The organism is Arthrobacter sp. B1I2 (genome assembly GCF_030816485.1).
In the GTDB taxonomy this organism is placed as follows: Bacteria; Actinomycetota; Actinomycetes; order Actinomycetales; family Micrococcaceae; genus Arthrobacter.
This window is the reverse complement of record NZ_JAUSYC010000001.1, coordinates 237,396-251,103: the sequence shown is the minus strand read 5'-3', so window position 1 is coordinate 251,103 and position 13,708 is coordinate 237,396. Positions and strand designations below refer to the sequence as shown.

The window sequence follows — 13,708 nt, the reverse complement described above, 5'->3', positions numbered from 1 at the left end:
GCTTTCGGTTTCTTTTGGGTAAATGACAGGGGCATGAAGAAATTGGGCCGCGGCACGGCGAATTTAGTGAGCACACTTAGCAATTCCGATCATTTCTCGCTAACGTCGAGCCTGTGACGACTAACTCAGGAACCAGTGCCGCATCCACCAAAATGCCCCAGCGCCGTATCACCGAGGGCCTGCGGTTCGGGCGTTTTCCCATCACCGCCGTGCAGCCCGTCGTCGACGGCGGCAAGTTTCCGGCCAAAGCCCTGCCCGGCGAGGCCATTGTGGTGGGTGCCACCGCCTTCCGCGAAGGCCATGACCAGCTCGGCGTCAGCGCCGTGCTCCTGGACCCCTCCGGTGCAGAGCGCCAGCGTGTGCGGCTCACGCCGCCCCGCGGGGAACGCGGCATGGGAACGGACCGCTGGGAAGGCGTGCTCACGCCGTCGGAAACCGGGAACTGGTCCTTTGTCATCGAAGCGTGGCACGACCGCTACGGCACCTGGCACCACAACGCCGAGGTGAAGATCGACGCCGGGATCGACGTCGAACTCATGCTCGCCGAAGGTGCCAAACTGCTTGGCGAAGCGTCCGCGGAAGACTTCCGGGACGAAGTCGACCGGGCAGCGCTGCAGCACGCCTCGGACGTCCTCGCCGACCAGTCGCGCAGCACCGAGGAACGGCTCGGCGCCGGGTTCAGCCAGGAAATCGCGGACATCGTTGCCCGCCAGCCCATCCGGGAAATGGTGACCGTGTCCCGGAAGTTCCCGCTGCTGGTGGAGCGGGACCGGGCCGGCCGGGGCGCCTGGTACGAATTCTTCCCCCGTTCCGAAGGTGCCGTGAAGGACCACAACACGGGCGAGTGGACATCAGGAAACTTCCGTACCGCGGCAAAGCGGCTCGACGCCGTGGCCGCCATGGGGTTCGACATCCTGTACATGCCACCCATCCATCCCATCGGTATCGAGCACCGCAAGGGACCCAACAACACCCTCGTTGCCGGCCCGAATGATCCCGGTTCACCCTGGGCCATTGGAGCCAAGGAGGGCGGGCACGATGCCATCCATCCCGACCTCGGTTCCTTCGAGGACTTCGACGCCTTCGTGGCGCGGGCCAACGAACTGGGCCTGGAAGTTGCCCTGGACCTTGCGCTCCAGGCGGCACCCGACCACCCCTGGGTGCAGTCCCACCCGGAATGGTTCACAACCCGGGTGGACGGCAGCATCGCCTACGCGGAAAACCCGCCCAAGAAGTACCAGGACATATATCCGCTCAATTTCGATAATGACCCGGAAGGCCTTTCGCAGGAAATTCTGCGGATTGTGCTGCTGTGGGTCAGCCATGGCGTAAAGATCTTCAGGGTGGATAACCCGCACACCAAACCAGTGTGGTTCTGGGAATGGCTTATCGGGGAAGTGAATAAAGCGGTGCCCGGCGTAGTATTCCTCGCCGAAGCCTTCACCCGCCCCGCCATGATGCACGCACTGGGCAGGGCAGGATTCCAGCAGTCCTACACCTACTTCACCTGGCGAAACACGAAGAAGGAGATCGAGGCGTACTTCGACGAAGTCAGCCACGAATCCCCGGCGTTCTTCCGTCCCAACTTCTTCGTCAACACCCCGGACATCCTCACCGAATACCTGCAGTACGGCGGGCCCGCGGCGTTCCGGATCCGGGCGGTCCTCGCCTCCACTGGAAGCCCGCTCTGGGGCGTGTACGCCGGCTACGAACTGTACGAGCACGTTGCCCGGCCCGGTGCCGAGGAATACATCGACAACGAGAAGTTCGAGTACAAGGCCCGCGACTGGGATGCCGCCGCGGAGTCCGGACGCTCGCTGGCACCGTACATCACACGGCTGAACCACATCCGGCGCGACCACCCCGCGCTTCTGGACCTGCAGAACCTGACGGTCCACACGAGCACGGATGACTCCACGGTGGTTTACTCCAAGCACAAAACGCTTCCCGACGGGTCCAAGGACACCATCATCGTGGTGGTCAACGTCGACCCCCACGTCACCAAGGAATGCAGCGTGGCGCTGGACCTGGCAGCCCTTGAGCTGGATCCGCAGGACCGCACCCCCGGCGGCGGCTTCTACGTGGATGACCTGATCACCGGCCAAAGCTGGGAGTGGGGCGAGTTCAACTACGTGCGGCTGGACCCGCACGTGGAGCCCGCCCACATCCTGAGCGTGAGGAGAATGCATCAGTGACTTTCAATCCGCAAAGTTCCGGCCACTTCACCCCAAAGAGCACGTTCGAGCTAAATGCGCCTGGCCTGCAGCATGACCCGCTGTGGTACCGCAAGGCCGTGTTCTATGAAGTACTCGTCAGGGCCTTTGCGGATGCAAACGGCGATGGGTCCGGAGATTTCTCCGGACTCATCGACCGCTTGGACTACCTGCAGTGGCTGGGAGTGGACTGCCTCTGGCTGCCCCCGTTCTTCCAGTCACCGCTGCGGGACGGCGGCTACGACATCTCCGACTACAACTCCGTCCTGGACGAGTTCGGCACCATCAGCGATTTCAAGCGCCTGGTGGCAGAAGCGCATGCCCGTGGCGTCCGGGTGATCATCGACCTGCCGCTGAACCACACCTCAGACCAGCACCCCTGGTTCCAGGAATCACGAAAGGACCCGGACGGCCCTTTCGGCGACTTCTACGTCTGGAGCGACACGGATGAGAAGTACCAGGACGCACGCATCATCTTCGTGGACACCGAGGAATCGAACTGGACGTTCGATCCCATCCGCCGGCAGTTCTTCTGGCACCGGTTCTTCAGCCACCAGCCGGACCTGAACTTCGAAAACCCCAAGGTCATCGACGCCGTCTTCGATGTGGTCCGGTTCTGGCTGGACCAGGGGATCGACGGTTTCCGGGCGGACGCCATCCCCTACCTCTTCGAGGAAGAGGGCACCAACTGCGAGAACCTTCCGGCCACCCACGAGTTCCTCCGCCGGCTGCGCGCCATGGTGGACGAAAGCTACCCCGGCCGCGTGATCATCGCTGAGGCAAACCAGCCGCCCAACGAGGTGGTGGAGTACTTCGGCACGGCTGAGGAACCCGAATGCCACATGGCGTTCCACTTCCCCATCATGCCCCGCCTGTATTACGCATTGCGGGACCAGAAAGCCGCGCCCATCATCGAAACCATGCGCGACACCCCGGACATCCCCGATGGTGCGCAGTGGGGCACGTTCCTCCGGAACCACGATGAACTGACCCTTGAAATGGTCACCGCCGATGAGCGCGCGGCCATGCTGGGCTGGTACGCCCCCGACCCCCGGATGCGCGCCAACATCGGCATCCGGCGCCGGCTGGCACCGCTGCTGGATAATTCGCGGGCCGAAATCGAGCTGATCAACGCCCTCCTGCTCTCGCTTCCGGGCAGCCCGTTCCTGTACTACGGCGACGAGATCGGCATGGGGGACAACATCTGGCTTGAGGACCGCGACGCCGTCCGTACCCCCATGCAGTGGAACCCGGACCGCAATGCCGGCTTCTCCCACGCGGATCCCGGCAAGCTGTACCTGCCTCCCATCCAGTCGCTGGTCTACAACTACAGCATGGCCAACGTGGAAGCGGAGGCTGCCCATTCCGGGTCCCTGCTGCGTTGGACCCGGCAAATCCTCAGCGTCCGCAAGAACCACGCGGCGTTCGGGCTGGGCGGGTTCAGGCATGTGGAAGCAGACCACGACGCCGTCCTGGCGTACCTGCGGGAACTGCCGGACAGCAACCCTGCCGGCGCGGACGCTGAGACCATTCTGTGCGCCTTCAACCTTTCCCAGCACCCGGTCGCTGCCACGCTGCGCATTCCCGAGTATGCCGGACGGGGGCTGCGCGACGTCTTTGGCGGGCAGGTCTTCCCCGGCATCGGCGACGATGGCAGCCTCACCCTGACCATCGGAAGCCACGACTTCTTCTGGCTCCGTATGCGGACGGCGGGGTCCAGCCCGTCGTCGCCGTACACCCAGGCCATGCCCATCCTGTCGATAGAGAACTGAGATGAACCAGCCAATCCTCACCCCCGCCCTCACCGCGCTGCTCAAGGACTGGCTGCCGCAGCAGCGCTGGTTCCCCGTCAAGACACCGGACTTCACCATCTCCCAGGCAGGCAGCCTGGGTATGGAGGACCCAAGCGGCTACGCCGCGCTGGCAGTGTTCCTGCTCAACGTCACCACAGAGGGACCCGACGGCGGTCCGCGCACCGCCGTGGTCCAGGTTCCGTTGAGCTTCCGGCCTGCACCGGCCGGCGACATGGAGCGCGCGCTGGTGGGCGAAGCAGCAGGAATGGATCCCACCCGCCCCTGGGTCTATGACGCCGTGCACGACCCCGACTTCGTGGGCGCCTGGCTGGAGCTCATCCGGCAGGAGGGGAAGGCTGCCAATGGCACCGCCAGGGGATTCCGCGTGGAGGGGCCCCAGCGCCTGCCAACGGCCAAAGGCGTTGTGAAGGTGCTCTCCGGCGAGCAGTCCAATAGTTCCGTCATCGTGGACGACGGCGAATCGGCGGCCATGGTGAAGTTTTTCCGGGTCCTGTCGGACGGGACCAACCCGGAAATCGAGGTGGGGGCTGCCTTGACCAAGGCCGGCACCTCGGAAGTTCCCGCAACCCTTGGCTGGGTCCGCGGAGAGTGGCTTGGCAAACCGGGGCCCGGCGGCACAGAACCGGGCAGCCGTTACGTCCAGGGTGAGCTTGCGGTGGCCCACGAGTTCCTCGCCGGCGGCCGTGATGCATGGCGGCTGGCAGTGGACGCCGCCCGCTCAGGCACTGACTTCACGGCGGAAGCCCGGGCCCTCGGCGCGGCCACCGCTACGGTGCACAAGCGTTTGGCGGAGGCCCTGGGGCAGTCAGCCGAGCCCGGGCCCGGCAAGGCGCCGGGGCCTGCTGTTGCCCAGCGCGTCCGGACCGCCTGGGCAGAAGCCCGTGCCGCCGTCGGGCCTTACGACGATGCCCTGGACGCCCTGCTGGCCACATTGGACACGGTTCCGGCCGGGCCCCTGCAGCGTATCCACGGCGACCTCCACCTGGGCCAGATCCTCCAGGTCACCGGGCCATCCGGCAACGGGTCTCGCTGGGCCATCCTGGACTTCGAGGGCGAGCCGCTGCGGCCCATCGCCGAACGGAACGTCCCGGACGTCCCCCTCCGTGACGTCGTGGGGATGCTGCGGTCCTTCGACTACGCAGCCGGAGCAGCCCAGCGCGAGCAGGAGGGTGCGCAGGTCCCGGACAGTTGGGTTGACGATTGCGCCGACGCTTTCCTTGCCGGGTACGCGGGGGTCATTCCCGGCACGGTGGACCGGACCTCGCCCCTGTTTGTGGCATTGTGGCTGGACAAGGCGCTGTACGAAGTTGTTTATGAAATGCGTAACAGGCCCGACTGGGTGGCGATTCCAGTAAACGCCTCCAGACGGCTCCTGAGTGGTAACGGCGCCGGCGACCACGCCGGCGCAGCATCGGAAGGTAACAAAATGACAGGCTCAGCACGAACTGACCGCCCGGGGGTGCCTTTGCACGTGGATGAAGGCACCCTGGGCAGGATCGCGAACGGTGAACACCACGCCCCCCACTCTGTCCTGGGCGCCCACCTGGACGATCACGGGCATGTCACCGTCCGCACCGTAAAGCATCTTGCCGAAGCAATCACCGTAGTCACCCAAGCGGGTGAAGTACCCATGCAGCACGAGGCCCATGGTGTGTGGGTTGCCGTCCTGGAGCCGCAGGATCAGGGCCACGTCCCCGACTACCGGCTGTCGGTCACCTATCCCGGCAAGGACCCGGTAACCGTTGACGAGCCCTACCGCTACCTGCCGACAGTAGGCGAAGTGGACCTGCACCTCATCGGCGAAGGCCGGCACGAGAAACTGTGGGAGGTGCTCGGTGCCCACGTCCAGCACTACAAGTCGTCGCTGGGAGACGTCAACGGTGTTTCCTTCGCCGTATGGGCTCCCAACGCGCAGGCAGTCCGCGTCAAGGGCGACTTCAACGCCTGGGACGGACGGGAACACTCCATGCGGTCCCTGGGTTCCTCCGGTGTCTGGGAAGTCTTCATTCCCGGGGTCCCGGCAGGGGCCTGCTACAAATACGAAATCCTGACAAGGGGCGGCTACTGGGTTGAGAAAGCCGATCCGCTGGCGTTCGGCACGGAGGTTCCTCCGCTGACTGCATCCAGGGTGGTGGAACCTTCCTACGCTTTCAAGGACGACGAATGGATGGAAGCGCGGGCCAAACGGGACCCGCACAATTCAGCCATGAGTGTCTACGAAGTACACCTCGGATCGTGGCGGCTGGGCCTCGGCTACCGCGAACTCGCCAAGGAACTGGTGGAGTACGTGAAGTGGCTCGGGTTCACCCACGTGGAATTCATGCCCGTGGCGGAGCATCCGTTCGGCGGGTCCTGGGGCTACCAGGTCACGTCCTACTTCGCCCCCACGTCCAGGTTCGGACATCCTGACGAGTTCCGCTACCTGGTGGACGCCCTCCACCAGGCGGGCATCGGCGTGCTGTTGGACTGGGTGCCCGCTCACTTCCCCAAGGATGCCTGGGCGTTGGCAAAGTTCGACGGCGAACCCCTCTACGAACACGCGGACCCGGCGCTCGGGGAACACCCTGACTGGGGCACCCTGATCTTCGACTTCGGCCGCACCGAGGTCCGGAACTTCCTGGTGGCAAACGCCCTCTACTGGCTGGAAGAGTTCCACATCGACGGCCTGCGCGTGGACGCGGTGGCCTCCATGCTCTACCTCGACTACTCGCGCCAGGAAGGCCAGTGGCGGCCCAACCGCTTCGGCGGCAGGGAAAACCTCGAGGCCATCTCCTTCCTCCAGGAAGTCAACGCCACGGTCTACAAGACCCACCCGGGCGCCGTCATGATTGCCGAAGAATCCACGGCCTTCCCGGGCGTCACGGCCCCGACCAGCCACGGCGGCCTGGGTTTTGGCCTGAAGTGGAACATGGGCTGGATGCACGACTCCCTGAAGTACATCTCCGAGGACCCCTACAACCGCAGGTGGCACCACGGCACGGTCACGTTCTCCCTGGTCTACGCCTTCACTGAAAACTTCCTGTTGCCCATCAGCCACGATGAGGTTGTCCACGGCAAGGGTTCCATGCTCCGCAAGATGCCCGGCGACCGTTGGCAGCAGCTGGCCAACCTCCGCGCCTTCTTTGCCTACCAGTGGGCGCATCCGGGCAAACAGCTCATCTTCATGGGAACCGAGTTCGGCCAGGAAGCCGAGTGGTCGGAGCAGCACGGGCTGGACTGGTGGCTCGCCGACATCCCCGCGCACCGAGGGCTGCAGCTGCTGACCAAGGACCTGAACGAGCTCTACGCTTCCACTCCCGCCCTGTACTCGCAGGACAACGTTCCGGCCGGGTTCCAGTGGATCAACGGGGGAGACGCCGACCGGAATGTCCTGTCCTTCATCAGGTGGGACGCTGACAAGAATCCGATCGTCTGCGCCATCAACTTCTCCGGTGCGCCGCACGTCGGGTACACCCTGGGGGTTCCCACGGCTGGTGCATGGACCGAGGTCCTGAACACCGACCACACCACCTACGGCGGATCCGGCGTACTCAACAGTGGCGAGCTGAACGCCACGAACGACGGGCAGGATGGCCAGCCGGCAACGTTGACAGTCACGTTGCCCCCGCTTGGAGCGGCGTACTTCAAGCCGGGAGCTTCATCGGCCGACTGACCCAGGCTCGGGTTGTATCGGCAGGGCTCCAGACGAAGGCCCGGGATCCGCGTGATTCCGGGCCTTTCGGCTGCCGGGCGGGCCCTCCCGCGAGCGGACTGGCGATCCGGAATGAGTGGTGGTACAGTTTATTTCCGCGCTGCTCCACGGAGTCAGACGGAAAACCGAAACCCCGAGCTTACGCTGAGGATGGTTGCGGACGCCGGTTTGACACGCAGGAAGTCAGCGGGTAAGTTTGGAAAGTTGCTCCGGAGCGATCCTGAACGGAATGTTTGGGTGGTGCCGGGTGTGTCTGTTGTTTGAGAACTCAATAGTGTGCCAAGTTTGTTGATACCAATTGTTTTATGAATTGGTTGATTGTGCTGTGCCGCCACCTCCGTGGTTGGCATGGTGTTTTTAGCTGGTTTCAAATTTTGTGCAGCTGTGGTCGCCGTTATTTCCGGTGGTTGTGGTTGTGTCTGTTTTACTTCAACGGAGAGTTTGATCCTGGCTCAGGATGAACGCTGGCGGCGTGCTTAACACATGCAAGTCGAACGATGATCCGGTGCTTGCACCGGGGATTAGTGGCGAACGGGTGAGTAACACGTGAGTAACCTGCCCTTGACTCTGGGATAAGCCTGGGAAACTGGGTCTAATACCGGATATGACCGGCCGCCGCATGGTGGTTGGTGGAAAGCTTTTGTGGTTTTGGATGGACTCGCGGCCTATCAGCTTGTTGGTGGGGTAATGGCCTACCAAGGCGACGACGGGTAGCCGGCCTGAGAGGGTGACCGGCCACACTGGGACTGAGACACGGCCCAGACTCCTACGGGAGGCAGCAGTGGGGAATATTGCACAATGGGCGCAAGCCTGATGCAGCGACGCCGCGTGAGGGATGACGGCCTTCGGGTTGTAAACCTCTTTCAGTAGGGAAGAAGCGAAAGTGACGGTACCTGCAGAAGAAGCGCCGGCTAACTACGTGCCAGCAGCCGCGGTAATACGTAGGGCGCAAGCGTTATCCGGAATTATTGGGCGTAAAGAGCTCGTAGGCGGTTTGTCGCGTCTGCCGTGAAAGTCCGGGGCTCAACTCCGGATCTGCGGTGGGTACGGGCAGACTAGAGTGATGTAGGGGAGACTGGAATTCCTGGTGTAGCGGTGAAATGCGCAGATATCAGGAGGAACACCGATGGCGAAGGCAGGTCTCTGGGCATTAACTGACGCTGAGGAGCGAAAGCATGGGGAGCGAACAGGATTAGATACCCTGGTAGTCCATGCCGTAAACGTTGGGCACTAGGTGTGGGGGACATTCCACGTTTTCCGCGCCGTAGCTAACGCATTAAGTGCCCCGCCTGGGGAGTACGGCCGCAAGGCTAAAACTCAAAGGAATTGACGGGGGCCCGCACAAGCGGCGGAGCATGCGGATTAATTCGATGCAACGCGAAGAACCTTACCAAGGCTTGACATGAACCAGTAAGGCGCAGAAATGCGTCCCCCACTTTGTGGCTGGTTTACAGGTGGTGCATGGTTGTCGTCAGCTCGTGTCGTGAGATGTTGGGTTAAGTCCCGCAACGAGCGCAACCCTCGTTCTATGTTGCCAGCACGTGATGGTGGGGACTCATAGGAGACTGCCGGGGTCAACTCGGAGGAAGGTGGGGACGACGTCAAATCATCATGCCCCTTATGTCTTGGGCTTCACGCATGCTACAATGGCCGGTACAAAGGGTTGCGATACTGTGAGGTGGAGCTAATCCCAAAAAGCCGGTCTCAGTTCGGATTGGGGTCTGCAACTCGACCCCATGAAGTCGGAGTCGCTAGTAATCGCAGATCAGCAACGCTGCGGTGAATACGTTCCCGGGCCTTGTACACACCGCCCGTCAAGTCACGAAAGTTGGTAACACCCGAAGCCGGTGGCCTAACCCCTTGTGGGAGGGAGCTGTCGAAGGTGGGACTGGCGATTGGGACTAAGTCGTAACAAGGTAGCCGTACCGGAAGGTGCGGCTGGATCACCTCCTTTCTAAGGAGCACCTACAACCGTCCCTGTCCTGGTGTATGCCGGGGTGTGGGGGTTGTCAGGAGTAAAGGCCCGTTGCATGGACGTTCGTTCCGTGGCGGGTGCTCAAGGGTGGAATATCAACAAATAGCGGCTGTGGTGTTGTTTCCTTGTCCCAGTACGAGCCAGTGATGGTTCTGGAACGGTGGGGGAGTGATGGCATGGTTTAGTGTTTGGCACACTGTTGGGTCCTGAGGCAACAGGACCGCGGGTTTCTTCCCTTTCCCTTTCGGGGGTGGGGGGCGGCTGTGCGGGACTTTGTTTCTGGTTTTCCTGGCCGCGCCGATCACACACGAGTGTGTGTGGGGTGTGTGGTTTGGGGTTGTTGTTTGAGAACTACATAGTGGACGCGAGCATCTTGTATAAGAAGCAATTTCCAAGATATATGAACCTGGATCTGTTGTTCTGCCTTTTGGGGTGGAGCAGTGGTTTCCGTGGTTCTCTCGAAATTAGTTTTTGATCTTTGTGGTCAAGTTTTTAAGAGCACACGGTGGATGCCTTGGCATTAGGAGCCGAAGAAGGACGTAGGAATCTGCGATAAGCCTGGGGGAGTCGATAACCGGACTGTGATCCCAGGGTGTCCGAATGGGGAAACCCCGCTGAGCGCGCGAGTGACTTGGTGACCCGTACCTGAACACATAGGGTGCGTGGGGGGAACGCGGGGAAGTGAAACATCTCAGTACCCGCAGGAAGAGAAAACAATAGTGATTCCGTTAGTAGTGGCGAGCGAACGCGGATCAGGCTAAACCGTTCCATGTGTGATAGCCGGCGGGCGTTGCATGGTCGGGGTTGTGGGACTTTCCGTACTGTCTCTGCCGGGACAGTGGGGTGTGATGTGCGCGCATAGGTGAACGGTTTTGAAAGGCCGGCCAGAGAGGGTGTTAGTCCCGTAACCGTAATGTGTTTGTACCGCCTGTGAGAGTATCCCAAGTAGTACGGGGCCCGAGAAATCCCGTGCGAATCTGTCAGGACCACCTGATAAGCCTAAATACTCCCTAATGACCGATAGCGGACCAGTACCGTGAGGGAAAGGTGAAAAGTACCCCGGGAGGGGAGTGAAACAGTACCTGAAACCGTGTGCTTACAATCCGTCGGAGCCAGTCTGATTCTGGTGACGGCGTGCCTTTTGAAGAATGAGCCTGCGAGTTAGTGTTACGTCGCGAGGTTAACCCGTGTGGGGCAGCCGTAGCGAAAGCGAGTCTGAACAGGGCGAGTGAGTGGCGTGATCTAGACCCGAAGCGAAGTGATCTACCCATGGCCAGGTTGAAGCGACGGTAAGACGTCGTGGAGGACCGAACCCACTTCAGTTGAAAATGGAGGGGATGAGCTGTGGGTAGGGGTGAAAGGCCAATCAAACTTCGTGATAGCTGGTTCTCCCCGAAATGCATTTAGGTGCAGCGTTGCGTGTTTCTTGCTGGAGGTAGAGCTACTGGATGGCTAATGGGCCCTACAAGGTTACTGACGTCAGCCAAACTCCGAATGCCGGTAAGTGAGAGCGCAGCAGTGAGACTGTGGGGGATAAGCTTCATAGTCGAGAGGGAAACAGCCCAGACCACCAACTAAGGCCCCTAAGCGTGTGCTAAGTGGGAAAGGATGTGGAGTTGCGAAGACAACCAGGAGGTTGGCTTAGAAGCAGCCACCCTTAAAAGAGTGCGTAATAGCTCACTGGTCAAGTGATTCCGCGCCGACAATGTAGCGGGGCTCAAGTACACCGCCGAAGTTGTGGATTTCAAATAGTAGCCAAGCCGCCCACTTGTTGGGCTGGTTCAGGCGTTTGGAGTGGTAGGGGAGCGTCGTGTGGGCGGTGAAGTCGCGGTGTAAACCAGCGGTGGAGCCTACACGAGTGAGAATGCAGGCATGAGTAGCGAAAGACGGGTGAGAAACCCGTCCGCCGAATGATCAAGGGTTCCAGGGTCAAGCTAATCTGCCCTGGGTAAGTCGGGACCTAAGGCGAGGCCGACAGGCGTAGTCGATGGACAACGGGTTGATATTCCCGTACCGGCGAAAAACCGCCCATGCTGAGCGGGGGATACTAACTGCCCGAAGCCTGCCCAATCACCCTTGTGGTGTGCGGGTTTTGGTGGAGCGCAGGACCTGATCCCGGGAGGCAAGCGTATTAACAGGTGTGACGCAGGAAGGTAGCCGAGCCGGGCGATGGTTGTCCCGGTCTAAGGATGTAGGGCGAGTGGTAGGCAAATCCGCCACTCATATAAGCCTGAGATCTGATGGGACCCCCGTTTGGGGGGATTTGGTGATCCTATGCTGCCGAGAAAAGCATCGACGCGAGGTTTTAGCCGCCCGTACCCCAAACCGACACAGGTGATCAGGTAGAGAATACCAAGGCGATCGAGAGAATTATGGTTAAGGAACTCGGCAAAATGCCCCCGTAACTTCGGGAGAAGGGGGGCCCCAACCTTGATGGACACTTGCTGTCCGGAGGGGATCGGGGCCGCAGAGACCAGGGGGAAGCGACTGTTTACTAAAAACACAGGTCCGTGCGAAGTCGCAAGACGATGTATACGGACTGACTCCTGCCCGGTGCTGGAAGGTTAAGAGGACCGGTTAGCCGCAAGGCGAAGCTGAGAATTTAAGCCCCAGTAAACGGCGGTGGTAACTATAACCATCCTAAGGTAGCGAAATTCCTTGTCGGGTAAGTTCCGACCTGCACGAATGGAGTAACGACTTCCCCGCTGTCTCAACCATAAACTCGGCGAAATTGCAGTACGAGTAAAGATGCTCGTTACGCGCAGCAGGACGGAAAGACCCCGAGACCTTTACTATAGTTTGGTATTGGTGTTCGGAGTGGCTTGTGTAGGATAGGTGGGAGACGTTGAAGCCCGGACGCCAGTTCGGGTGGAGTCATCGTTGAAATACCACTCTGGTCACTTTGGACATCTAACTTCGGCCCGTAATCCGGGTCAGGGACAGTGCCTGATGGGTAGTTTAACTGGGGCGGTTGCCTCCTAAAAAGTAACGGAGGCGCCCAAAGGTTCCCTCAGCCTGGTTGGCAATCAGGTGTCGAGTGTAAGTGCACAAGGGAGCTTGACTGTGAGAGAGACATCTCGAGCAGGGACGAAAGTCGGGACTAGTGATCCGGCGGTACATTGTGGAATGGCCGTCGCTCAACGGATAAAAGGTACCTCGGGGATAACAGGCTGATCTTGCCCAAGAGTCCATATCGACGGCATGGTTTGGCACCTCGATGTCGGCTCGTCGCATCCTGGGGCTGGAGTAGGTCCCAAGGGTTGGGCTGTTCGCCCATTAAAGCGGTACGCGAGCTGGGTTTAGAACGTCGTGAGACAGTTCGGTCCCTATCCGCTGCGCGCGCAGGAAATTTGAGAAGGGCTGTCCTTAGTACGAGAGGACCGGGACGGACGAACCTCTGGTGTGTCAGTTGTACTGCCAAGTGCACCGCTGATTAGCTACGTTCGGATGGGATAACCGCTGAAAGCATCTAAGCGGGAAGCTCGCTTCAAGATGAGATTTCCATACACATTCATGTGTGAGAGGCCCCCAGCCAGACCACTGGGTTGATAGGCCGGATGTGGAAGCGAGGACTAACGACTCGTGAAGCTGACCGGTACTAATAGGCCAACAACTTACACCACACAGAACATACAAATTCTGCTTGCGTCCACTATGTGGTTCCCAACCAACAACCCCGCCCAACGGGACAACTGTTGAACAGGAACCAACAACTGAATACACAACACCACAATGTTGTAACCACAAACTTCCCACACCACCCCCAGGGGTCGGTGACGGGTACAAGGGTTACGGCGGTCATAGCGTGGGGGAAACGCCCGGTCCCATTCCGAACCCGGAAGCTAAGACCCACAGCGCCGATGGTACTGCACCCGGGAGGGTGTGGGAGAGTAGGTCACCGCCGGACGTAAAGTTGGCCAGGGCCCTGACAAAGGAATGTCAGGGCCCTGGTGCTTTAACCACATTTCACAGAGGGCATGCCCTCCCTCCAGACTCGCGCCGGCCACGGCTGCCG

General features: G+C 60.8%; 3 protein-coding genes and 3 rRNA genes. All 6 read left to right on the top strand.

The features are described 5' to 3' along the window. Positions 1-152 precede the first annotated feature (152 nt). Positions 153-2,195, top strand: coding sequence for an alpha-1,4-glucan--maltose-1-phosphate maltosyltransferase (locus QFZ57_RS01105; RefSeq protein WP_306632391.1), 2,043 nt, complete (start codon positions 153-155; stop codon positions 2,193-2,195). Beyond that, on the top strand, positions 2,192-3,985 hold the full coding sequence (gene treS, locus QFZ57_RS01100) for a maltose alpha-D-glucosyltransferase (protein WP_306897333.1): 1,794 nt from the start codon (positions 2,192-2,194) through the stop codon (positions 3,983-3,985). The genes QFZ57_RS01105 and treS overlap by 4 nt, the downstream gene beginning before the upstream one ends. Position 3,986: 1 nt before the next feature. Then, positions 3,987-7,679: a 1,4-alpha-glucan branching enzyme gene (locus QFZ57_RS01095; RefSeq protein ID WP_306897331.1), complete on the top strand. Its 3,693-nt coding sequence runs from the start codon at positions 3,987-3,989 to the stop codon at positions 7,677-7,679. A gap of 468 nt (positions 7,680-8,147) precedes the next feature. Then, positions 8,148-9,672, top strand: a 16S ribosomal RNA gene (locus tag QFZ57_RS01090). A 503-nt stretch (positions 9,673-10,175) separates the two neighbouring features. Next, positions 10,176-13,316: ribosomal RNA gene (locus QFZ57_RS01085) — 23S ribosomal RNA — on the top strand. A gap of 167 nt (positions 13,317-13,483) precedes the next feature. Further along, positions 13,484-13,600 (top strand): 5S ribosomal RNA (gene rrf, locus QFZ57_RS01080). The 16S, 23S and 5S rRNA genes sit together here, the layout of an rRNA operon. Positions 13,601-13,708: the final 108 nt, after the last annotated feature.